At 64.1% G+C, this 22823-nt stretch carries 20 protein-coding genes, 3 pseudogenes, 1 riboswitch and 1 other annotated feature; of the genes and pseudogenes, 9 read left to right on the forward strand and 14 right to left on the reverse strand.

Features of this window, described 5'->3' with window-relative positions:
- Window positions 1-485: 485 nt before the first annotated feature.
- Window positions 486-1397, forward strand: a complete 912-nt coding sequence (locus KV697_RS19650; RefSeq protein WP_219021581.1) for a nucleotidyltransferase and HEPN domain-containing protein — start codon at window positions 486-488, stop codon at window positions 1395-1397.
- Window positions 1398-1403: 6 nt separating this feature from the next.
- Here the strand turns inward: KV697_RS19650 and KV697_RS19655 are convergent, their stop codons facing one another.
- Both KV697_RS19655 and KV697_RS19660 read right to left on the reverse strand, forming a co-directional pair.
- Window positions 1404-1619, reverse strand: a complete 216-nt coding sequence (locus tag KV697_RS19655; RefSeq protein WP_306822696.1) for a conjugal transfer protein TraD — start codon at window positions 1617-1619, stop codon at window positions 1404-1406.
- Between the two features lie 16 nt (window positions 1620-1635).
- The gene (locus tag KV697_RS19660; protein ID WP_257575919.1) at window positions 1636-2022 is read right to left on the reverse strand and encodes a conjugal transfer protein TraD; all 387 of its coding nucleotides are present in this window, start codon (window positions 2020-2022) and stop codon (window positions 1636-1638) included.
- Between the two features lie 109 nt (window positions 2023-2131).
- Between KV697_RS19660 and traA the strand changes: the two genes are divergently transcribed.
- From traA to KV697_RS19675, 3 genes are all read left to right on the forward strand, one after another.
- Entirely contained in the window at window positions 2132-5053 is a 2922-nt protein-coding gene (traA, locus tag KV697_RS19665; protein ID WP_219021583.1) for a Ti-type conjugative transfer relaxase TraA, read from the forward strand.
- Between the two features lie 244 nt (window positions 5054-5297).
- Window positions 5298-6602, forward strand: coding sequence for an ISNCY family transposase (locus tag KV697_RS19670; RefSeq protein ID WP_219021584.1), 1305 nt, complete (start codon window positions 5298-5300; stop codon window positions 6600-6602).
- A 132-nt stretch (window positions 6603-6734) separates the two neighbouring features.
- The gene (locus KV697_RS19675; protein ID WP_219021585.1) at window positions 6735-7064 is read left to right on the forward strand and encodes a PaaI family thioesterase; all 330 of its coding nucleotides are present in this window, start codon (window positions 6735-6737) and stop codon (window positions 7062-7064) included.
- A 117-nt stretch (window positions 7065-7181) separates the two neighbouring features.
- Here KV697_RS19675 and KV697_RS19680 read toward each other — a convergent pair whose 3' ends face one another.
- The 4 genes from KV697_RS19680 to KV697_RS19695 form a co-directional block, all read right to left on the reverse strand.
- Window positions 7182-7664: a c-type cytochrome gene (locus tag KV697_RS19680; protein WP_007406258.1), complete on the reverse strand. Its 483-nt coding sequence runs from the start codon at window positions 7662-7664 to the stop codon at window positions 7182-7184.
- 14 nt (window positions 7665-7678) lie between these two features.
- Window positions 7679-8914 carry a molybdopterin-dependent oxidoreductase gene (locus KV697_RS19685; protein ID WP_007406293.1) on the reverse strand — a complete coding sequence of 412 codons (1236 nt, stop codon included), beginning with the start codon at window positions 8912-8914 and terminating at the stop codon, window positions 7679-7681.
- Window positions 8915-9003: 89 nt separating this feature from the next.
- Window positions 9004-10155 carry a TDT family transporter gene (locus KV697_RS19690; RefSeq protein WP_219021586.1) on the reverse strand — a complete coding sequence of 384 codons (1152 nt, stop codon included), beginning with the start codon at window positions 10153-10155 and terminating at the stop codon, window positions 9004-9006.
- The gene (locus tag KV697_RS19695; RefSeq protein ID WP_058733710.1) at window positions 10152-11024 is read right to left on the reverse strand and encodes a LysR family transcriptional regulator; all 873 of its coding nucleotides are present in this window, start codon (window positions 11022-11024) and stop codon (window positions 10152-10154) included. Before KV697_RS19695 ends, KV697_RS19690 begins: the two co-directional genes overlap by 4 nt.
- A gap of 146 nt (window positions 11025-11170) precedes the next feature.
- Between KV697_RS19695 and KV697_RS19700 the strand changes: the two genes are divergently transcribed.
- Both KV697_RS19700 and KV697_RS19705 read left to right on the forward strand, forming a co-directional pair.
- Window positions 11171-12238 carry a molybdopterin-dependent oxidoreductase gene (locus KV697_RS19700; RefSeq protein WP_058733711.1) on the forward strand — a complete coding sequence of 356 codons (1068 nt, stop codon included), beginning with the start codon at window positions 11171-11173 and terminating at the stop codon, window positions 12236-12238.
- Window positions 12235-12747 carry an MgtC/SapB family protein gene (locus tag KV697_RS19705; RefSeq protein WP_219021587.1) on the forward strand — a complete coding sequence of 171 codons (513 nt, stop codon included), beginning with the start codon at window positions 12235-12237 and terminating at the stop codon, window positions 12745-12747. The genes KV697_RS19700 and KV697_RS19705 overlap by 4 nt, the downstream gene beginning before the upstream one ends.
- A gap of 51 nt (window positions 12748-12798) precedes the next feature.
- On the opposite strand, the gene KV697_RS19710 is transcribed toward KV697_RS19705, so the two are convergent.
- From KV697_RS19710 to KV697_RS19725, 4 genes are read right to left on the reverse strand one after another with little or no spacing between them, the layout of a single operon-like run.
- Window positions 12799-13569 carry an anti-sigma factor family protein gene (locus tag KV697_RS19710; RefSeq protein ID WP_007406229.1) on the reverse strand — a complete coding sequence of 257 codons (771 nt, stop codon included), beginning with the start codon at window positions 13567-13569 and terminating at the stop codon, window positions 12799-12801.
- Window positions 13566-14075 carry an RNA polymerase sigma factor gene (locus KV697_RS19715; RefSeq protein WP_007406239.1) on the reverse strand — a complete coding sequence of 170 codons (510 nt, stop codon included), beginning with the start codon at window positions 14073-14075 and terminating at the stop codon, window positions 13566-13568. The genes KV697_RS19710 and KV697_RS19715 overlap by 4 nt, the downstream gene beginning before the upstream one ends.
- 1 nt (window position 14076) lies before the next feature.
- Entirely contained in the window at window positions 14077-15516 is a 1440-nt protein-coding gene (locus KV697_RS19720) for a YncE family protein (RefSeq protein ID WP_007406255.1), read from the reverse strand.
- A 1-nt stretch (window position 15517) separates the two neighbouring features.
- A complete protein-coding gene (locus KV697_RS19725; RefSeq protein WP_257575921.1) occupies window positions 15518-15916 on the reverse strand; it encodes a DUF305 domain-containing protein in 399 nt (132 codons plus the stop codon).
- A 130-nt stretch (window positions 15917-16046) separates the two neighbouring features.
- A riboswitch (Fluoride riboswitch) is annotated at window positions 16047-16123 on the forward strand.
- Window positions 16124-16146: 23 nt separating this feature from the next.
- On the opposite strand from KV697_RS19725, the gene KV697_RS19730 reads away from it, so the two are divergent.
- A complete protein-coding gene (locus KV697_RS19730; protein ID WP_042489218.1) occupies window positions 16147-17505 on the forward strand; it encodes a voltage-gated chloride channel family protein in 1359 nt (452 codons plus the stop codon).
- A 25-nt stretch (window positions 17506-17530) separates the two neighbouring features.
- Complete coding sequence (locus tag KV697_RS19735; RefSeq protein WP_007406288.1) at window positions 17531-17914, forward strand: DUF190 domain-containing protein; 384 nt, start codon at window positions 17531-17533, stop codon at window positions 17912-17914.
- 375 nt (window positions 17915-18289) lie between these two features.
- Here the strand turns inward: KV697_RS19735 and KV697_RS19740 are convergent.
- The 4 genes and pseudogenes from KV697_RS19740 to KV697_RS19755 all read right to left on the reverse strand — a co-directional run bounded on the left by KV697_RS19740 (window position 18290) and on the right by KV697_RS19755 (window position 21350).
- Window positions 18290-19096 (reverse strand): annotated as a pseudogene (locus tag KV697_RS19740) (IS5 family transposase).
- 100 nt (window positions 19097-19196) lie between these two features.
- Window positions 19197-19346: pseudogene (locus KV697_RS19745) on the reverse strand (IS5 family transposase); the annotation flags it as partial.
- A gap of 59 nt (window positions 19347-19405) precedes the next feature.
- A pseudogene (locus KV697_RS19750) lies at window positions 19406-20084 on the reverse strand (IS3 family transposase); the annotation flags it as partial.
- A 34-nt stretch (window positions 20085-20118) separates the two neighbouring features.
- Window positions 20119-21350 (reverse strand): IS3 family transposase gene (locus KV697_RS19755; RefSeq protein ID WP_219018235.1). Its coding sequence is split into 2 segments (ribosomal slippage): window positions 20119-21059 and window positions 21059-21350, totalling 1233 coding nucleotides; the frame shifts between segments, so codons are not numbered across the junction.
- Window positions 20950-21066, reverse strand: a sequence feature (AL1L pseudoknot). (Overlaps the previous gene by 117 nt.)
- Window positions 21351-21845: 495 nt before the next feature.
- Between KV697_RS19755 and KV697_RS19760 the strand changes: the two genes are divergently transcribed.
- Entirely contained in the window at window positions 21846-22811 is a 966-nt protein-coding gene (locus KV697_RS19760; RefSeq protein ID WP_219021589.1) for a class I SAM-dependent methyltransferase, read from the forward strand.
- Window positions 22812-22823: the final 12 nt, after the last annotated feature.

Genomic DNA, 22823 nt, shown 5'->3' on the forward strand with positions numbered 1-22823 from the left:
GCCATGTTCACGTCCGACCTGATCAGTGAACCCCATCGCGAAGTAAGTGCGACCCTCGCATTCATCGCCGACGCGATTTCGCGACTTTATTTTGACGGTGGGCTAAGATCCTGAGCCGCTGGTGCACCTGAGCGTCGACCGCTCGATGCTCTCTGGACATAAGAGTTATGCTAGCAGCGCGGCTCGCGCCGTTCCGACGGCACGAACATCGAGGACGCGATCTCCACCCAGTGCAATTACCGAAATTCAGTATCCCATGTCTGGGTCAAATATCGATGACGCAATTAGATCAAGCGCTTGGTCGACAAGATCCCAAACTGGCGACGTGTCTCCACCTGCTACGACCAAAGCGCCTAATCTTACACGGATTTCGTCAGTCTGGTCCTAGTCCTGCCTAAGATAGCCTATGTTCACGATGCTTGGGATCGAAGCGAACGAGGGGTTCACGATGTACGCTTCCGTAACGGTTTGCTAAGATGATTGCCATGCGCGACGACGTTGCTCATCTGCCCGACAAGAAGCGCCGCGATCTCGATCGGATCGTGGAAGTGCTGTTTGCCGAGTTTGAACAGGCGACGTCGCTGTCGACGCAGAAATGGCGTCGGCAGGGTCGCATCCTCAAGGTCATCCTCTACGGCTCCTATGCGCGCGGCGACTGGGTCGACGATCCCATCGGCGGCTACCAGTCCGACTATGACATCCTTGTCGTCGTCAGCGACGAGCGGCTGACCGAGCCGGGTGAGTTCTGGGCCAAGGCCGACGACCAGTTCGTCCGCGAAGTGACGATCTCGAAGCGCATATCGGCGCCGGTCAGCTTCATCGTCCATAGCCTCGCCGATGTGAACAATCAGCTGACCCAAGGGCGGCCGTTCTTCATCGATGCGATCGAGCAGGGCATCGCCCTATATGAAGTCGAAGACTACCCCTTCGTCACGCCCCAGCCGCTGGAGCCGAAAGCGGCGCTGGCCGAGGCTCGGAAGCACTTCGAACAGTGGTTTCTTAAAGCGCAAACCGCCCTTCGCACCTCCCATTTACAGCGTGCTGAGGGCGATACGCAGGATTGGCGGAGTGAAGCAGCGTTTTCCCTTCACCAGGCAACCGAACGCTTCTACCATTGCCTACTGCTGACCCTGACGCTGTACAGCCCGAAGTCGCATAAGCTGAACTTCCTGCGCAGCCAGGCCGAGCCGCTTGTGCATGAGCTTATCGGCGTCTGGCCGCGCGACACCAAATTCGCGCAGCGCTGCTTCGAGCTGCTGCGCCAGGCCTATGTCAACGCGCGCTACTCGCCGCACTACAATGTTACGCCGGCCGAGCTCGAATGGCTGGCCGAACGGGTCGAACTGCTCCAGCAGATCGTCAAAGAGGCTTGCGAAAAGCGGCTCGCACAGGCCTGACGTCCGTCAGCCTGCGCTCGCATCATCGGCAAAAGCGCGCCGTCCGCGCCGCGTCCAGATCAGCCGATAGCGCTCGCTGTCCTCCCCGCGCAGCCTGCTCGCTACATCGATGAGTGCGCCATAGATCAGCCCACGGTCATCGTCGGTCAGGTCGACAAGACCGGCCTTGGCGACGAGACCGCCCAGCTCGATCAACTGGCGGGTGCGTTCGCGGCGCTTCACTCGCCACGCGCGTACATCATGCCGCGCCCGGCGCAGCTGGAGCCGGGCGCGGAGAACCGCTGTCCGTCGCATGGCTGCTGTCATTACGGCAAGCGATTGGGCGTGCGCCGGATTTCGCGCGAAAGAACGTCGCCCCGCGCGTCCGCTGCGCCTCCTTCACGCTTCCGTCTGTCGCCTCCACCGCCAGCAGCAGCACGCCCGCCAACTGCTCAACCGGCAGCGCAGCGGCACCAGTCGCGATGACTAGCTCGCCGAGCTGCTCACGCTTGCGGGTCTTCAGCTGTTTCGCCTTGTTATCGAGCGCCTTGAGCTCAGCGTCATAGTCGCAGGGTTTGCGCATGGGATCATCCTTCCGTTGTACGGGTAGGATGATCCAGTTATCGGGGCGTTCGATCAGCTGCAATGCGCCGGGATGACTTGGGACAACCGCGTCCCGAGACAGATGAAATCTTCGAAGGGCGCGCTTATACGTCGTGCCGACGTCGCTTGTGTAGTGTAGATGGATTGCCGCCATGGCGATCTACCATTTCTCCGCCAAGATCATTTCCCGCGCCAACGGCTCCTCGGCGCTGGCGGCCGCTGCCTATCGCTCCGCCTCGCGGCTGCACGATCAGCGGCTCGATCGCCACCACGACTTCTCCAACAAGGCCGGCGTCGTCCATTCCGAAGTGCTGCTGCCCGATGGTGCACCCGAGGCGTGGCGTGACCGCGAGGTGCTGTGGAATGCGGTCGAGGCGGTGGAGGTTCGGAAGGATGCGCAGCTTGCCCGCGAGGTCGAGTTCGCCATCCCGCGTGAGCTCGACCAGGCCGAGGGCATTCGACTGGCGCGCGACTTCGTTAGTCATGAGTTTGTCGCGCGCGGCATGGTTGCCGATCTCAATGTGCATTGGGACATCGGTGTAGACGGCGAACCCAAGCCCCATGCCCATGTCATGCTGGCCCTTCGCGAGGTGAACGAGAAGGGTTTTGGCAAGAAGAACCGCGACTGGAACCGCACCGATCTGCTCGAGACCTGGCGCGAGCGTTGGGCAGGTCATGTCAACGCCAGGCTGGCCGAACTCGACATCGACGCACGGGTCGATCACCGCAGTCTGGAGGCGCAAGGGATCGACCTCGAGCCCCAGCACAAGATCGGCCCTGCCGCCTCGCGCATGGTCGAGCAGGGTCTCACCAGCGAGCGGCTCACCGAGCACCATGCCATTGCCCGCGCCAATGGCGACAAGCTCATCGCCAACCCGGCGATCGCGCTGGATACGATCACGCGCACGCAAGCGACCTTCACCACCCGCGACTTGGCGATGTTCGTCCATCGCCACAGCGAGGGAAAGGAGCAGTTCGACCAGGTGATGGCGGCAGTCCGGGCCTCACCCGAACTGGTCAAGCTCGGCAAGGATGGACGAGGGCAAGAACGCTTCACCAGCCGCGATATGATCGATATCGAAGCGCGGCTGCAGCGTGCCACGGTGAAGCTCGAGGCGAGCCGTCGCCATGGGTTGAACGACCAGCATCGCAAGCTGGCGCTGGTGCGCGCCGAGATGCGCGGACTGACCCTGTCGCCCGAGCAACGCAGCGCCTTTGATCATGTCACCAGTGGCCGCGGCCTGGGTGTTGTCGTCGGCTATGCCGGGACCGGCAAGTCGGCGATGCTGGGTGTGGCGCGCGAGGCTTGGGAAAGCGCTGGCTATCACGTTCAGGGCTTGGCGCTGTCGGGCATCGCGGCCGAGAACCTAGAGGGCGGCTCGGGCATCGCCTCACGCACCATCGCCAGCCTCGAGCATCAATGGGGGCAGGGACGTGAGTTCCTGACCGACAAGTCGATCCTCATCGTCGACGAGGCCGGGATGATCGGCACGCGCCAACTCGAACGGGTGATCGCCGAGGCCGGGAAGCGCGGCGCCAAGGTCGTGCTGGTCGGCGACCCCGAACAGCTCCAGGCGATCGAAGCCGGCGCTGCGTTCCGCAGTGTCGCCGAGCGCCATGGCAGTATCGAGATCACCGACATACGCCGCCAGCGCCAGGACTGGCAGCGCATGGCGACGCGCCAGCTTGCCACCGAACGTACAGGCGATGCCCTTGGCGCATACCAGCAGCATGACGCGATCCACGTTGCCGAGACCCGCGAGGCGGCACGGGTCGATCTGATCAACCGTTGGGACCGGCAGCGCCAAGCGGAGCCTAACTCTAGTCGCATCATCCTTACCCACACTAATGACGAGGTGACACTGCTCAACCAGACGGCGCGCGATCGACTGCGTCGGCAGAGCGAGCTCGGCGACGACGTCACTCTGCAGGTCGAGAAGGGCGAGCGTCCCTTTGCTGCCGGCGACCGGGTGATGTTCGGACGCAACGAGCGTAGCCTGGGCGTCAAGAACGGCTCGCTCGGCCGGATCGAAAGTGTGACCGCGACCCGCATGGCGGTGATGCTCGACAATGGCACGGCCGTATCGTTCGACCTCAAGGATTATGCCGCTGTCGACCATGGCTATGCCGCCACCATCCACAAGGCGCAGGGCATGACCGTCGACCGGGTGCATGTGCTGGCGACGCCGGGACTTGATCGCCATGCCGCCTATGTCGCGCTGTCGCGGCATCGTGACGGTGTCGATCTCCACTATGGCCAAGATGACTTTGCTGACCACGACCGACTTGCCGCGACGCTGTCGCGTGAGCGTGGCAAGGACATGGCATCGGACTATGCGAGAGCGTCTACGGCCCAGGTGTCGCGCGTCTTTGCCGAGCGGCGCAACATCCGCGATCAGCACGACACACAGGCGCCGAAATGCAACATGTTTGATGGCCTGCGGTTGCGCAGATCGAATCCCACGCCGTCGCTCGATCCCGTCGCGCCGCCTTCGCCGAGCAAGCCTGTCATTGCTGCACACGCCCGTGCATCCGAGCTTGGCGATGCCGTGGCCCGCCATGGCCGCATCGTCCAGGCCATGCGGCATGCGCAAAACATTGGTGCGCCGTACACACCGGAGCAGCGTCACGAATTGCGCACCAGCCGAGCGTTGCTCGACACGTTTGCCCCGCAAGCTTCGCAGAACCTTGAACGGGCCATGGCGTGTGATCTGCGTCTGATCGGGGAGACGGCACAGGGGCGCACGACAGCAGCGATCCGAGCCATGCAGCTTGAAGCCGAGATGCGCGACAATCCTGCGCTCCGCGCCGATGTCTTTGTGCAGCGCTGGCAGGCGCTGGAACGTCAGCGGAGCCTGCTAATGCGTGATCACGAGGAGACGCGCGCCAACCGGGTCGCAGACCGGATGATGGGCATGGCCAAGGGCCTGGAACGTGACCCACAGGTCGAGTCCATCCTGCGCAATCGCAAGGTGCAGCTGGGTCTTGGCAACAACACCGGTGCCAGCGTCGGCCAGGAGCTCGAGCAGATGATCGGGCGGACCCGCAGCCGCGGGCTTGGCATCGGGATGTAGCATGGGCGGCAGGCTTTCATCTGCGGGCTGAGAGACCGGGACTTTTAGAACGTCCGGTTGTCGTGGAGCCGAATGGCCAATTAGCCTAAAAAGCCACATCTTAACATAACAAATATTATCGAACTGCGGCGATGTAAGCGCTAGATACAAATGACACTACTCCACTAGATAGAAACGGCACTGCCGCTGCGGTCGGCGGGTCGCCGGTGTCATAGCCTTCCTCGGCAACGAGGACGCGCATGGTATGACGGTGCTGACAATGAGTGCTGCTGAGATCACCTGGTTCGACACGCTGATGCGGCTCGACCGCGGCGAGATCTGGGTCGCGGACGCGATGGAGCTGCTCGGCCTGGCCGGGCGGCAGGTTTACCGACTGCTGGGCCGCCTGCGAGAGGACGGCGCGAGCGGCCTGGTGTCGCGCAAGCGAGGACGCCCGAGCAACCGACGCTACAGCGACGCTTTCCGCGCCGAGGTGGTCGCGCTGGTGCGCGAGCACTACGCTGACTTCGGACCCACGCTGGCGCGCGAGTACCTCGCCGAGCGCCATGGCATCGGCCTGTCGTGCGAGACCCTGCGGCGCATCATGCTGGAGGCGGGGCTGTGGCAGGATCGTGCGGCCAAGCGCCCTCGCCCGTACCAGCCCCGCTACCGGCGCGACTGCCGCGGCGAGCTCATCCAGGTTGATGGCTCCAAGCACTGGTGGTTCGAGGGCCGCGGTCCGCAATGCACGCTCCTGGTCTTCATCGACGATGCCACCAGCGAGCTTATGCACGTCGAGATGGTGGAGAGCGAGAGCACCTTCTTGTACTTGCGCGCGACGAGGACCTATCTCGAGCGGCACGGCAAGCCGGTGGCCTTCTACACCGACAAGCACAGCGCCTTTCACAACAACACGGCCTCGGCGAAGGGCGACGGCATGACCCACCTCGGGCGGGCGCTGGACCGGCTCAACATCGAGCTGATCTGCGCGAACTTGCCGCAGGCGAAGGGACGCGTCGAGCGGGTCAACGCGACGCTGCAGGACCGTCTGGTGAAGGCGATGCGGCTACAGCGCATCTCCACCATCGACCAAGCCAACGCCTTTCTCCCCTCCTACATGGCGCGGCACAATCAACGGTTCGCCAAGGCGCCCTTCGACCCGCGCGATCTGCACCGGCCGCTCGCCATCCACGAGAACCTAGAAGCCGAGGTGGTCTGGCGCGAGCAGCGCATCGTCACCGGCGCCCTCACCCTTCATTACAACAAGGCGATGTTCATCCTGGAACCGTCCCCGGTCGCACAGGGCCTGGCCCGCAAGAAGGTGGATGTGTGCGAGTATCCGGATGGCCGGCTCGAGATTCAGCACGACGGCGAAGCCCTGCCCTATCGCGTCTTCGACAAGATGCGCCGGATGAACCAGGCGCCGGTGGTCGACAACAAGCACCTCGACGCGGCACTGGCCCTCGCTCACGCCATCCAGCAAGTGCATCCGTCTCGACCCCGGCCAGACGATCGTCGATCGTCTGCGCCCTGGCCTTTCCGTCACCGCGAAAGTGAGCTTCGACCATGACTGAAACCTTCCAGGCGCCGGCAGCGCCTGCTGGCCTCACTTTTGTTCGCGCGATCCAGGACGGCCACATGCAGCCGCCCCCAATGGCGCAAACGGTTGGGTTTGACATCATCAAGGCTGAGATCGATCGGTATGCGGCTCGCCTATGATCGCAAACTCGATAACGGCATGGGAATGCTGCATGGGGGAGCGACGGCAACCATCCTGGACACGGCTATGGGATGCGCTGCGGGTACAGTCGTTCCGGATGACAGCACGTTATTGACGCTGGATTTGCACGTTACCTACCTGTCGCCAGTGACCCCTGAGGTAATGCCGATCACCGCGACGGCACGGGTAGGTCACGTGAGCGGCGGCACGGTATACGTGCTGGGCGAAGTTCATGCCGCGAGCGGACAACTGGTTGCGCATGCCGTCGGCAACTTCAAGGTGATCGCGCGATCACAAAGGGCGACAGCGTAGCCTCATTGTGGTCGCCTATCGTATGTTCCCCTGCCGACTTCCCGACCGGGAACGGCGATCGAAACGGCCGGGGCGTTCCCATTAGGATGGTATTTCGGGATTATGGAAGTAGATCGGTTAGCCGGTTCCACCTGAGACATCAGGAGCCACTTTGGGGTCCGGGTCCTGCGCCTTGCCGGTCGCGGGTGCCACCTTCTGGCTCGGCATAGCGGTGAGATAAGCAACGATCGCATCGACGTCCTTCTCGGCCACTGGCGCCTTATACACCTCACGCATCTTGGTGACGGTCGCCTTCCACTGATCCGCCGATAGCGCAGGCTGGGTCAGCGCCATGCTGGCTGAGTGGCACGAGGTGCAATTGGCATTGATGACGTCGGCGTGCGGACCGTCGGGGTAGGTCGCGTCGTCGGCCGGCAGGTCGACGCTGGTCGAGGCAAGCGAGAAGCCGCGCGCTGACACGCTGGCGGCCGGTGCCGGCTCAGACATCTCGGAGATCGGAACGGGCGCCTTGCGGCTGCTCGGCGCGCCGATCGAGACGAGGATGATGCCGGTCAGGCCGATCAGGCCAGCAGCCATCATGCCGGGAGACGGAGTCTTCATGATTTGCTCGCTCCTCAGGCCGCGATGATGGTGGTGGTTTCAATGTTGCCGCGCATGAACCCGCCGGGATTCCAGATCGGCTTCATCGGCTGAGCGACACCGTTGGTGTTCCAGCAGCGCACCATGATGGGGTTAGGCCCGCGTCTCAGCGGCACCCGCCCGTCCCAGCGCCGGAAGCTGTACCTGCCCTCGTCCGCTCCGAGCGTCGTCCTGTACCAGGTGCGGCCACCGTCCGACGACACATCGACCTTGGCGACGCCGCAATCGCCGCCCATTGCGATGCCGCCGACCGGGATCGACGCTTCATAGGCGATCGCCTGACCATCGGGCAGGCTGGTCATCCAGCTACGCGGGATCATGCGATTGATCGGTACGGTCGGGAAGTCCTTGGCACCGGGCGCGACATTCGCGCCGGGTGTCGCGGGGATCTTGTAGGCCTTGGCCATCCAATACTGGTCGTCAGGGCCGGGCAGTACCTCGATCGCGTTCAGCATCTTGACCCAATAGGTCGAGTACCAGCCCGGCACGATCAGCCGGCAGGGAAAGCCGTTGAGGAGCGGCAGTTGCTCGCCGTTCATGCCGAAGGCGATCATGACCTCGCCGTCGCGGGCATGGTCGATGTCGAGTGCCTTCTCGAAGTCAGGAGCGCCCGCCACGACCGGCTGATCGAGAGCGCCGAAGCGCACCTGCACCGCGCCTGCCTTGACCCCGGCGAGGTCGAGCACGTCGCGCAGGCGAACGCCGAGCCACTTGGCGTTGCCCATCGCGCCATTGCCCCATTGCGCGCCGGCGACGCGCGGCTGGAACAGCCCGCGGCTGTTGCCCGAGCACTGGTTCACCGCCGCCATCTCGACCCGTGGAAGGCGCAGCAGCTGAGCGAGGCTGATCGACAGCGGCCGATTGACGTGGCCGAAGACGTTGAGGCGGAAACTTTCGACGTCGATCGAGGTCGGTATGTCGGCCCAGTGCCAGCGGACGAAGAACTGGTCGTTGGGCGTGAACACCGACTTGTCGAAGACCTCCATCGGCGTCTCCAGCAAGGGTGGATGGACGCGCTGGAGGATCATGCTGCCCTTGCCGGGAAAGGCGCTGGTCATCGGCCGCTCGGCATTGCCGCCGGGCAGCTTCAGGTCGACGAGCTGCTGCGCCAGTGCCGGCGCGGCGGCAAGGCCGGCGGTGCCGAGCGCGGCATGGCTGAGGAAGCGGCGACGGCTGGTCTCACTCGCCAGCCCGGCGTCGAAATTGTCCATGACAAGGCTCTCCTGTGGCCAGTCACGCTGGCGGATCGAAGGGGCATTCTGCAAGTGATCGGACCGACTGATCCGATCATCATGGCGGATCAGTTCGGGGTGGCGATGCAGGGCGAGACGAACAGGTTGCCCCGCCATGCACCGGCTAGCGTCTTGGCACCGACCAGCAGCCACATCGCCGCGAGCGCAACCGTCAGCACCGTGCCGACGATACCGAAAAACATAAGGTTCAGCGTCGTGCCGAGGCGGAAGGTGGCGACGGTGTAGACGCCGAGCGGGAAGGTGTAGCCCCACCAGCCGAGGTTGAACGGCACGCCCGCGCGCCAGTAGCGGATGGTGATAAGCGTCGCGAGCGCCAGCCACCACAGGCCGAAACCCCACAGGCAGAGTCCGGCGACAACGCCGATCCCTTGAGCGACGCTACCGACATCGGCCAACCCGTGCGCCGCGAGGATCGCCGGCGCATCTGCCCCGAGCACCAGCATGCCCAGAGCACCCGTGCCGATCGGCCCCAGCGCCAGCCAGGAGGATGCCGCCATGCTTTCATGCGGCAACTTATGGAGTGCCATGCGCAGGATGAGGATGGCGAGGATGCCAAACGCGACCGGCACCGAATAGGCCCACAGCACATAGGAGGTCGCAAGCGTGACTAGCTGCGCGTGGGGATCGGCCAGATGCGGCGCGAGCAGCCCGCCGCTGGCGCCCGCCACTTCGGCAGCGACGACCGGCAGCAGCCATACCGCGGTCATGCCGTCCAGGCTATGCTCGTGGCGGGTGAACATCAGGTACGGGATCAGCACGCCGCAGGCGAGCGACATGGCGACGTCGATCCACCACAAGACCTGCGCGACCGGTACGATGCCATTCCCGAACCGCGCGATGCCGAAGGCGAGGCAGCCGTTGATGATTGTCGCCAGCCCCATCGGGATGGTCCCGATGAACATTGACACGGTGTTGTGCCCGAAGATGCGCCGCGCCTCATGCCCGAACATCACCCAGCGCGCGCCATAGAGGCCGGCGAACAGCGCGAAGAGTGCGATGTTGAAGAACCACAACACCTCGCCGAATGGCTTCAGCGAGGGTCCAATGCCGGGTACCTGCGGCAGTGCGAGCGCGAGGATGCCCGTGCCCATCGTCGCGGCGAACCAGTTGGGCGTGAACTGGCGGATCATCTCGCGGGGGTGATCGAGCCGGCTGAGCGGCTTGAGGCCGCTCAGAACGGAGTGCGTGTCGGCAGTCATGCGACCTGCTCCTTGATGAGATCCGTCAGCGCGTCGGCCGCGCGGGTGCGATAGCGTTCCTTGTGGCGCAGCGCGTGAAAGGCGCGGTCGGGCAGCCCGAGCGGCAGCTCGACGAGATCGCCAGCCTTGAGCGCGCGCGCGACGACCAATCGCGACAAGACGGCAACGCCGGCACCGGCCTCGACCGCGGTACGCACCGCCTCGTTGGACGGCAGCGTCATCGCTATCGTCAGCTGGGCCGGATCAAACCCGCGCGTTCGCAGCACGTCCTCGAAGGTCGAGCGCGTACCGGATCCCAGCTCACGGACGATCCAGCGTTCAGTGCGCAGCCAGGCCTCGTCGACACGTTCGGCGTCCTCGCGGCCGACCAGCACCATCGGATCACGCCCGACAGTCCAGTGGGCGAGTGCCGGTTCGTCCACCTCGCCCTCGACAAAGCCGAGTTCCGCCGCGCCGCTCAGGACCTGCGCTGCCGCACCTTCGGTGTTGTCGATCGCGAGCTCAACCGCGATCTGCGGGTGGCGTTCGTGGAAGGCGGCGAGCTTTGCCGGCAACCAGTAGCTCGCGATCGTCTGGCTGGCGACGATCCGCAACGAACCACGCGCGAGCCCGGCATAGTCCGCCAGCATCGTCTCGGCATGCGCTGCCCGCCCCAGCACCGCGCGCGCTTCCTCCAGAAAGCCGCGGCCTGCTTCGGTCAGCTGGATGCCACGCCCGACGCGGTGAAACAGAGGAACCCCGTAGCGCGCTTCGAGGGCAGCAATCGCGCCGGAGGCAGCAGACTGCGTGACGTTCAGCACCTCCGCTGCCTTGGTGACGTGTTCGCGCTCCGCGACACCGACGAATATTCTGAGCTGCTCCAGGGTCATGCAGCTTATATCGCGCAATCTGATCGATACGACCAACCGTTTGATCTGCTCATTCCAATCTGGATATCGGAACGATCGGCAGCCTTTCGTCTGTGATGGTCTTGAAGACTTGAAGCGATCCGCGCGCTTGCGGCGTTTGTTCGTCCATGACCGATATGATCGAGCGCAAATCCGATCCCTACAACGCCGAGCCGACGCCCAGTGCGTTGATCGAGCGGTTCCTGACGCCGCAGGCGCTGTTCTACGTGCGCAGCCACGGGCCAGTGCCGGATCTGCCCGCCAATCATCGGATCGAGGTGAGCGGGACGGGCATGGCGAGCCGCTCTTTCTCGGTAGAGGAACTGAAAGCTACGTTCCCCACGCGGACGGTGACGGCAGTTCTCCAGTGCGCCGGCAACCGGCGCACTGACCTCCAGCAGGTCGGAAAAACGTCGGGTGATCCTTGGGATGTCGGCGCGATCGGCAATGCAGAGTGGACCGGCGTACGCCTGGCCGATGTGCTCGATGCGGTCGGCGCACCTGATGCGTCCGACCTGTTCGTGGCGTTCACCGGCGCGGACGAGGTGGACGTGGAGGGCGAGGAAGCCTTGTTCGGGGTATCGATCGCCATGAGCAAGGCGCGGCAGCCCGACGTCCTCCTCGTCTGGGCGATGAACGGCGAGCCGCTGACGCCCGAACACGGCGCACCGCTCCGCATGGTGGTGCCGGGCTATGCCGGCGTGCGCAGCGCCAAATGGCTGACACGGATCGAGGTGCGAGACATGCCTTCCGACGCACCGATCCAGGCGCACGACTACAAGCTGTTTCCCGCCGATGTGACGAGCGACACCGTCGACTGGAGCCGGGGTCTGACCATCAATGCCATGCCGCTCAACGCCGCGATCTGCGTGCCCGGCTCTGGCGAAAGCCTGCCGGCCGGGGAGGTGCGGATCGAGGGCTATGCCATCGCCTATGATCGCCGCGTCTCTCGGGTCGAAGTGTCGGTAAACGGTGGTCGCGAGTGGCAACAGGCGACGTTCGCCGATGATCCGGAGACGCACTGGGGTTGGCGGCGCTGGACCCTCGACGCCACGCTTGCCAAAGGTCGCCAGCACCTTGTCGTGCGCGCCTTCGACGGGGCTGGACAGGGACAGCCCGAACGGCCGGACACGATGTGGAACTTCGCCGGATATCTGTGCACCGCCTGGCATCACGTCCACGTGCTGGTCGAATGATCGAAGCGTCAGCGGCATCGGACATCGGCTTCTGGATCGATGCGATCGGGCGGCTGGTGGTGGCGACCGCGGCCGGGATGGTGCTCGGCTGGGAACGCTCGCGCGAGAACCGGCAGATCATGGGCCTGCGGACGCTGGGTCTGGTCGGTCTGGCGAGTTGCATCGCCGTTCAGGCGATCGTGCATAGTGGCTTGCCGAACGTGAACGCCGATGCCGCAGGACGGGCGATGCAGGGCATTCTGTCCGGCGTCGGCTTCATCGGTGCCGGTGCGGTGCTGCGGGTCGGCCAGGGTCAGGAAGTGCATGGATTGGCGACCGCCGCGTGCATCTGGGTGACAGCCACGATCGGCGCGGCAGCAGGGTTGGCGGTGTGGCCGCTCATCATCGGCGGGGTGAGCCTTGCAATGCTCGTCCTGTTCGTCGGCGCGCCGCTGGAACGCCGCATCCGCGAGCGAGCCCGTCTGACGCCGGCCGAGACCGACAGGAAGGATGTCGAGCGCAAGCCGTGATCGCGCTGGACCGCCCGGTGCCCGTCGGCGCCGGGAGGCGGCAAGGCGCTATCAGGACACAAGCGCGGCATCTGCCTGACGCCGGACTTCATCGGCGATCGGATGCAGTTCGGCCGCGGGTCGCTCGCCCACCACACTATAGCCGATCCCGTCGACCGCCCATGTGACCCGGCCCATGGTCCCGCTGGACGTACTGGTCATGCTCGCGGTCTTGTCGATCTGCATGGGCCTCGTCAGCACCGCAAGTTTCGACGCTTGCGGTCCGTCGTAGAGGAGCAGTGCCGCAGGGCCGTGGGGCGTCGCGACCAGTCGCCCCCCGCCATAGCGATAGCCGGCCGTGCTGAGGTCCGGGATCGTGACGCGCTCACCCAATCGAGCGGAGGTCCATCGGATCAGCATGGCGCGCTGGTCGGGGCCGATCTCCGCCGGTCGTATCCGGTCGGCGGCATAGACACGGAAATTATCACTCGCCTCGTTGGCCAGCGCCGCGATGCCCGCGCGGGGTTCGCCGCTCCACCGCGCGCTCGACCAGCCACCGCCAAACCCCAACGCCAGCAGAAGTGACGCGGCGATGGCGAGCTGCCAACGCGGTTGCCGTTGCCGTCCCCTGATCGCTGCCACGCGCATCGTCGCCGGGATCGGTTCATCCGCGACGGGGGCGAACAGGGATGCAAGGGCTCGCGCCTGCTCCGCCTGCTCTCGCACACGGGCATGCACGTCCGGCTGGCCTTCAAGATAGGCGTCGACCAGGCGCTGCCGCTCGGGCGACAGCCTGCCATCGATCCATGCGGCCAGATCGTCCTCGCCGATCGGGCTGGTCATTGCACGCTCCTCAATCGCGGCCGTTCACCCTCCCGGAGGAGGGTCGCCAGACGGTCGCGCCCCCGCGATATGCGCGACATTACCGTGCCCAGCGGCACGCCGACTACGGCAGCGACCTCCGCATAGGGCAGGCCCTCGACCGAGACCAGGAGCAGCACCGTTCGCTGTTCTTCAGGCAACGCATCAAGCGCGCGCAGCAGGTCGCGGTGGTGCAGGCCTGTGTCCTGATCGGCCGGGCGGCCGAGCGCGGCGTCGTCCACGAGGTGGAGCGGAACCGCCGTACCTCGCCGGCTATGCTGCCGCTGATGATCAACCAACAAATTGTGCAGGATCGCATAGACCCACGGGCGGACCTCCGCACCCCGTCGCTGTCGCCAGCGCCCGACCGCGCGCTCCAGGCAATCCTGCACCACGTCATCCGCCATCACCCGGTCGCGCAACCACGACCGGGCATAGCGGCGCAGCCCGGGGATCAGCGGTTCGATCGCGGCGGCAAGCGGGTCCATCTCAGTCGCGCTGCACCTGCACGATGCGCCCCGGCGCGCCGTTCACCACCTCCGCAACCGCCAGAAAGCGCCGGGGTGTCGCGGTGCTGCCCTGAACGATCTGGCGGATCGGACCCGATGCGTTGACGATCGCCGCACCTGCCGGGTTGCTCATGAAGTTCGCAAGCGGCTCTACAGCGCCGCTGCCGTCCGCATTGGCGGTCAGTACGAGCATGTAAGGCTTCTTGGGCTGCAAACCGGTAACGGCACTCTGCACGACCTGAATGATGCCCTGGTCGAAGAGGGTGATGCTGCTTGCCGTACCTTTGCCGCCAATCGGCCCCATGGTCAGATGCAGCGCCTTGCCCGCTGTGCCGAGCGGCTGGAGATTGTCGGTGCCGGGGCCTGTCGGAACTGCGTTCGACACATAGGCGATCGCCTGCGGTGCCTGTCCGACCGGCACGGTAGCGACGACCGTGTTGCCGGCAGTGTCGATCGCGGCCAGCTCATCGGAATTCTCTAGCCCGACATAAACGCGCCGGCCGTCGCCCGATGGCCAAACACCGTGCGGCATCTTGCCGACCGGAATTGTTGCCACCGGCGTGAAGTCGGACGTGCGGAACACCTTGACCACATTCTCTCCGCCGACCGTCACATACGCGAACTGCCCCTTGGCCGTGCGGGCGAAATTGACATGGTTCGTGATAGGCCCGGTATCCAGCACCTTCAGGATCGCGAAGGGTGGCCGAGCATCGAATGCGACCGTCTTGCCGATGTCCTTCAGCGTAAACCACACTTGCTTGCCGTCCGGCGTCGCGGCGATGTTGGGGCAGAAGGGGCTTGGCTGCGCCACCTGTCCGACCTGCGCGTGGGTCGCGACATCGAACACAGCCAATACCGGATTGAACGAAGAGCAGACATAGCCGTACCGGCCATCGGGAGAGAAGATCGTCATGCCCGGACCACCGGGCGTCTTGATGCGCCCCGTCTCCTTGTACGTCGTGGGGTCGAGCACGGCGATATAATCCTCGCCGCGGACCGTGACCCACACCTCCTTGCCGTCCGGCGTGAAGAACGCCTCGTGCGGACTGCGCCCGACATAGGTCGTGTGCTTGACGGTGTTGGTGGCGGTGTCGATCCACGACACGGCGTTCGATCCGATCGACACGACCGCCAAGGTCTTCCCGTCCGGCGAGAAGCCGAGGCCGTGAACCAGCACCTGTCCCTTGTAGAGCGGGGAGAAGTTCATCGGCTGGGGATCGCCGAGTTTGATGACGCCGAGCAGCCGGTTGTCGGCCGGGTCGGTCACCGACACCGTGTTGGAGAATTGTTCAGACGCATAGACGCGGTCGCGGTGGCTGACGGGCATGTCCTTAGCGTTCCACGGCGCCTGCTGGGCCATGGCGAGGCCCGGTGCGGCGCTCATCAGCAAGGCGGCCGATCGAAGGATGGTCCGGATCATGTCAGTGCTCCATATGGCTGTGGTGGTCGCCGCCCTGCGTCGGGGCTGGCGTCGAAGGGGGTAGCGGCTGACCGATCGCCAGCTTCATGGCGGCGATCTCCTGCTGCTGATCGATGATGATTTCCTGCGCGATGCGCTTGAGCTGCTCGTTATGGCCGTAGCGCAGCTCCGCCACCGCCATATCGATGGCACCCTGATGATGCGGAAGCATCATCGCCACGAAGTCGCGGTCGACGTCACCGGACGGCTTGACCATCATGCCCGCCATCATCCGGTCCATCGCGACAGACATCATGGTAGCGTAGCCATCGGCGGGGGCGGCCGCGACTGCGCCGGTAATTAGGGCCGAAGCCGTCAGACCCAGCATCCAATCTCGTCTACGCATAAGCCTCCAGCGCATCGGTCTCGAAAGCGTAGACGATGCTCGTCGGGGTTTATTCCGTGGCCAAAGCCATTTTATCGGTCCTCACCAAAACGATAGTCTCATGCTTCTGCGGTTGGTTGACCGGGTCGCGGTCGGACAGCATATGCGCAGGCACGGCGATGGATTTCCGCCGGGCCATTCGGTCGAACCGCCCTCGCAAGGGCCGATGATTCCTACCAGGCGCCGCAAGGCAGCAAGGAGGAATCGTGCGCGCGACATTTCGCAATCTCTATGACCAGTTCAACATGGCAGCGTTCATTCGCGATCGCCGCACCCATGCCACGTCGGTACTGCGGTGGGCTTTGATCCTGGTCCCGATGGCCGCAGCGGTGGGAACGCTCTGCGCGGCCTTCCTGCGGAGCCTCGACGCCGTAACCCGGCTTCGCTTCGCCTTTCCCTGGCTGCTCTACCTGCTGCCGATCGGCGGGTTCGTGGTCGGACTGCTCTACCATCTGACAGGGCGCTCGGTCGAAGGCGGCAACAACCTCATCGTCGAGCAAATCCACGAACCGGGGGGCGGCGTGCCGCTGCGCATGGCTCCGCTCATCTTCTTCGGCACGGTCGTGACACATCTGTTCGGGGGATCGGCGGGACGTGAAGGCACCGCCGTGCAGTTGGGCGGCAGTCTTGCCAGCGGGTTTGGACGCGCGCTCAGATTGGATGCGGAAGCGACACGCACCCTCCTTATGACCGGGATCGCGGCTGGGTTCGGCGCGGTCTTCGGGACGCCGATTGCGGGCGCGGTCTTTGCACTGGAGGTGCTGGCGATCGGTCGGGTCGAGTATCGCGCGCTGGTGCCATGCCTGGTCGCGGCGCTGGTCGGTGACTGGACCTGTCTTGCCTGGGGCATTCATCACGGCGTCTACCATGTCGATGCGCTGGTGCCGGTCGACGCGCTGCTCGTCGCCAAGGCCGGTGTCGCCGGCATTGCCTTCGGTCTGACCGGGCTGACCTTTGCCGAGGCCAATCACGCGCTGGGCGGATGGTTGAAGCGCGTGATCCCCTATGGCCCACTACGACCCGTTATCGGCGGGCTGGCCGTGATTGCGCTGGTCTGGCTGCTCGGAACCCGCGACTATCTTGGCCTGGGTACGCTCGCCGCGACACCGGACAGCCTGACCATCGCCAGCTTCTTTGGTCCCGATACGCACTCGTGGAGCTGGGCGCTGAAGCTGCTCTTTACCGTCGTGACCCTGAGCGCGGGCTTCAAGGGGGGCGAGGTCACGCCGCTGTTCTTTATCGGCGCGGCGCTCGGCAATGCGCTCGCGCCGATGTTCGGAGTACCGTCGGGGCTATTCGCAGCGATCGGCTTCGTCGCGCTGTTCGCGGGCGCGGCCAACACACCGCTGGCTTGCACGTTCATGGGGATCGAGTTGTTCGGCGCGGCCTATGCGGTGCCGATCGCAGTCGCGTGCTTCGTCGCCTACCTCTGCTCAGGCCACAACGGCATCTACCTGTCGCAGCGCGTCGCTGTGCCAAAGGTACCTGCCGCACACCTCACACCCGACGCGACCCTGCGCGATGCCCGCACGCACCGCGCTTCTCGCCGGCGCACGCGCGCCTGATCCTGTTTCCTGTCGAAAGCCCGTCATGCCCAATCGTTTCACCGTCCATCACCGCGAAGTCGGGATGCTGCGCATCTATCTGAAACCGTCCGACAAGATCGGCCCGCGTCGCTTCTGGGGGGCAAAGCCGCTCTATCGCGAGCTGATTCGCACCGCGAAGGCGGACGGCATCATCAACGCCGTCGCGCAAAATACCCATTACGGCTTCAGCAATCACGAACCGATCCGGGAGAACGGCTCGGAAATTGCCGATCCGCATCTGACGATCTGTGTCGAACTGGTCGGCGATCGCGATCAGCTCGACCTCTTCTGTCGCCGGCATGGAGATCTGATCGGCGACAAGGTGATCGTCTACAAACGACTGGAGCATTGGACTATCACGCGCAAAACTGAGCTAACCAGAGCCTGATCGGCGTTCCCGTAAAGGAAGGTCGGCCGGTACGCTGGCACGCCGACGAGTGCGCTGTGGGCCGCTCAGGTCGCGCGTTTTCCCGAAATATGTTCCCGATTGCTTTTTCCCGAAATGCGGCATCGGACATGGAGTTTCGGGAAAGGTCGGGCGCCTGAAAATCGGCGTGACCGAGCCCGCTGCTGTCGCAGCGGGTTCGGGTTCAGGAGCCGCGAGGTGATCGCATCAGCGGGGGCAGCGCTGCGCTGCTTGGATGGCTCCCACGCTGCCCCCGCTGCTGCCAGATGGGGTCATTTCTATTTGGCGAAGATTATGTCTTTTCTAAACGGCAGGAACAATAAAGAGAGGTGACAGATACAAATGACAGCTTTTTTGCTAGAGGCCGTTATGAACCTTGGCGATCGCGGTAGCCTGCTTCATCATGATGCAGGCGAAGACGACGACATGAAGTCCAGCGAGTGTTTGAGCGTGCGTTCAAAATCTTTGACGAGATGGCGGAAGTGGGTTGCCCAAGCGAATGACTGCTAGACGTCCCAGCGGCGCGGCAGGAGGACGAAGCCGCGCTTGGCCTGTGGCAGTTTGACGACTTCGAGCGCGATGCCATGCTTGTCTGCGGCATAGACGGCCCGCCCACCGGTATAGCCCTGGTCCACCCGGGCAATCTCGACCGTGGCGCCGTTGACCGCCTGTGCGGTGCGGACGAGCCACTCCACCTCGCCGCGATCCTCGGCGCTGGCTGGCGTGACATGGAGGGCCAGCAGATGGCCCAGCGTGTCGACGGCCATGTGAATCTTCAAGCCCTTCTTGCGCTTGGCCCCGTCATAGCCGGCACGCTCGCCGCTCTGAGGGGTCGATCGAAGCGTCCGGCTGTCGATGATCGCAGCGGGCGGCTCGGCCTTGTGCCCCGCGGACAGCCGCAGCACTGTGCGCGAGTCGTCCACCAGCGCCTCGAAGCAGCCAGTGCTGCGTCTGCTGGTACACTGCTGCCCGGGGCGGCAGATCGTTCGGCATCCACAGCCATGGCGCGCCCGTCTTCACAATGTAGCGAAGGCCGTTGAACACCTCCCGCAGGTCATGCTCCCGCTGCCCGGCATCCGCGCGTTGCAGCAGTAGGTACGGCGCGGCCAGCAACCATTCCTCGTCGCTGACGTCAGATGGATACGGCTTGCGGCGAATGCTCATCCCACCTCGGGTGAATCGGCAAACCTCTCAAGTCCATAACAGCCTCTATAGTCGGGACTCGTTCATCACAGCCAGGAGATAACGGTTGGGCGAGGTGGCAGCGCTTATCGTATCTAACCGGCTCGTAACGGGATTTTCGATCCAGTATGCAGGGCTCGATGCCCCTGGCCTGAAGAGCGTCGCGGAACCAGTCGGCGTCGTAGCCGCGATCATCGAGCAGCGCGGTCGCGCCGGTGTAGTGGCAGACCTGCGGTCATGAAGAAGCTCAAGGTTGAGCTGCTACCCGTTCTTGGACCTCTCTGCTGGCCGTCATTCAGCATCTGCCGGCAGCGGCGGTCCATGTGCCGCTGACCGGTTCACCAACGATATCGGCGTCTTGTTGCCGATGGCGCTATGCGGTCGCACCTCGCTGTAGTCTCTGCGCCACTCCTTGCATTTTCGGGCCGCGTCGTCGAGGCTCATGAAACAGTGCTGGTTCAGGCACTCCGCTCGGAACTTGCCGTTGAAGGATTCGATGAACGCATTGTCCGTCGACTTGCCCGGTCGGCTAAAGTCCAGCGTGACACCTCGGGTATATGCCCACAGATCCAAGTCACGCGAGATGAACTCGCTGCCTTGGTCAATGCGGATCGACGCCGGATAACCCATCTCGCCGCAAACCCGTTCAAGCACCTCCATGACGTCCGGCGCCCGGAAGCTGAACCGCGGCACCACCGCCGGCGAGAACCGGCTGAAGGTATCGACCACCGTCAGGATACGCAGCTTTGGCCCCGTCGCGAATTGGTCTTGGGCGAAGTCCATAGCTCACACGTCTTTCGAATAAGACGCCGCGCAGCGTCCTTCTCTCAGCTTCGCCCTCACCCGACGCTTCGGGGGTTTGCCGCAGCTGCAACCCCATCTCCTTGTAAAGCCGATAGACACGCTTTGCGTTTCAGTCCCAGCCCTCGCGCCGGAGCAGTACATGAATGCGGCAATAGCCATACTGAACCGCGCCGGGTTTGCCGGAGGCCATTGGATGTGAGTCACGCTGCCATATCGATGATGTTGGCGGCAGCATAGAATTGCTCTTCGGCTTCGGCAGGCGGGATGTTGCCGATGGGTTCTAGCAGCCGGCGATGGTTGAACCAGTCGACCCATTCCAGCGTGGCGTATTCGACGGCCTCGAAGCTGCGCCAGGGTCCGCGCTTGTGGATCACCTCGGCCTTGTAGAGGCCGTTGATGGTCTCGGCCAAAGCGTTGTCGTAGCTGTCTCCGACGCTTCCGACCGACGGCTCGATGCCCGCTTCGGTGAGGCGCTCGGTGTACTTGATGGACACATACTGGCTGCCGCGGTCGGAGTGGTGGACGAGGCCGCCACCCCGAAGTGGCCGACGGTCGTGCAGTGCCTGCTCAAGCGCATCAAGGACGAAGCCGGCATGCGCGCTCTGGCTGGCGCGCCAGCCGACGATCCGGCGGGCATAGGTGTCAATGACGAAGGCGACGTAGACAAAGCCTGCCCAGGTCGCGACGTAGGTGAAGTCCGACACCCAGAGCATGTTCGGCGCCGGCGCACGGAATTGCCGGTTTACCCGGTCGAGCGGGCATGACGCCGTCCTGTCGCTGACAGTGGTGCGCACCGGCTTGCCGCGGATCACGCCGGCCAAGCCCATCGTCCGCATCAGGCGGGCAACGGTGCAGCGGGCGATGTCGAACCCCTCCCGCCGCAGCTGGCGCCAGACCTTGCGCACGCCGTAGACGCGGAAGTTCTCCTCGAACACGCGGCGCACCTCCAGCCCGAGCGCATCATCACGCCGAGCCCGAGCCGACCTCCTGGTCGGCTCAATCCTTCTGGCTGCATGCGCATGGTAGGTGGATGGGGCGATCGGCAGAACCCGGCAGATCGGCTCGACCCCGTACACCTCACGATGCGCGTCGATGAACGACACCATCACCTCGCTCGGCGGTCGAGCTCCGCCATCGCAAAATACGCCGACGCTTTCCTGAGTATCTCGTTGGCCTGGCGCAGCTCCCGGTTCTCGCGTTCCAACGCCTTCATCCGGTCGGCAACATCGCTCGGCACGCCGACACGCGTGCCGCTATCGACCTCGGCCTTCTTCACCCACTCGTGCAGAGTTTGGCCGGCACAGCCAATCTTCGCTGCAATCGACACCACCGTTGCCCAGCGCGACGGGTGATCCTTCTCGTGATCCAGCACCATCCGCACGGCGCGCGCGCGCACCTCAGGCGAAAACTTGTTCGTGGTCTTGCTCGTCATAGCCCCTTCCTCTCAGGAGTTGGAGCCTCCGACAAACCCGGCGCGGTTCATACCGCACCCGCGTCTCGGCGATCTTCTTCATCCGCTTCTTCAGGTCGGCCTGATCCGCACGGCACGCACGATAGTGGTAGCTCGACCGCTTAAAACGGTCTTAGAAACGGGCAGCAGGTCAGCTCGAGGCGGATTCTACCTCAGCGTGGTCACATTCCACGGACCGCGTCAGCGGCAACTGCCAAGACAATGCCGCCGCCCGTCGAGTTCGAACGGCAGCAGATTTGAAAGCGGAAGGCGTCTAGAAATTTGGGGTTGCTCAATCGCAATCGCCATACTCGTTCTGCTTGCGGCATTGGCAGGCGGGCGTTAGTGCTCGAAATGTTAGTGTACGCTCGTAAAGAGCTTATGCGTCGCCCCCGATCTGGATGGACGGCATGGAGTGGTGCGGTATAACCGGGCCACATAATGCCGCTCGTATCATATCATATTTAAGGTTTGACGGTGGCGACGCAGATTTCGGGGATTTCGATGACCATCCATTCATGCAGGGTTTGCGGCCACGACGTTGATCATACGGAGTATGCGGCCCGCGAAATGATGTTCGGGACGCGGGACGTTTTCCCGTACTTCCTCTGTGGCGATTGCGGCACGTTGCAGATTGCCGAACTCCCCGCCGATATTGCGCGCTACTATGGCGAAGGTTATTATTCTTTCAGCACCGTCGAGCGTACACCGCTTAAAAAGTGGCTGATCGACAGTCGCGACCAGCATAATCTGCGCGCCCGTAGAGGCGTCGCCGGCTTCGTCGTTAGCATGCTCAAGCCCGATCCGACAACGGAACTGATCGGCGACCTTATCCGCGATAAGTCCAGCCATGTTCTCGACGTGGGATGTGGGTCGGGAGAGTTGCTCGATCGGATGGCCAATGCCGGTTACACCCGCCTCGCGGGTGTCGATCCGTTCATTGCCGCGGATCTTCGTACGGCAACGGGCGTGCCGGTCAGCAAGAAGTTCATTCACGAGGTGACCGACACTTACGACGTCGTCATGTTCAATCATTCGCTGGAGCATGTTGACGATCCTATCGCCTCGCTGACCGAGGCACGGCGTGTGCTGCGGCCGGGCGGACGGGTGATCGTGCGCATCCCGACTGTATCCTGCGAAGCGTGGGACCGGTACGGCACCGACTGGGTTCAACTCGACGCGCCGCGTCACTTCGTGCTGCTGTCACGCGACGGCGTGGCTCGTGCGGCATCCGCAGCGGGCCTCCGCCTTACGAGCACCATCGACGATTCCGGAGAATTCCAGTTCACCGGTAGCGAACTTTACCAACGGGATATCCCCTTGTCCGATCCGCGGCGTAACACGACCTTCGGCAAAATGGCGATCCTGCGGTACCGGATGAAGGCCCGTGCGCTCAACCGTCAGCACCGTGGCGATCAGGCGGCGTTCATCCTGGAGGTGTGACGCCCCTTACTT

Source organism: Sphingomonas sanguinis, from assembly GCF_019297835.1.
Lineage (GTDB): Bacteria > Pseudomonadota > Alphaproteobacteria > Sphingomonadales > Sphingomonadaceae > Sphingomonas > Sphingomonas sanguinis_D.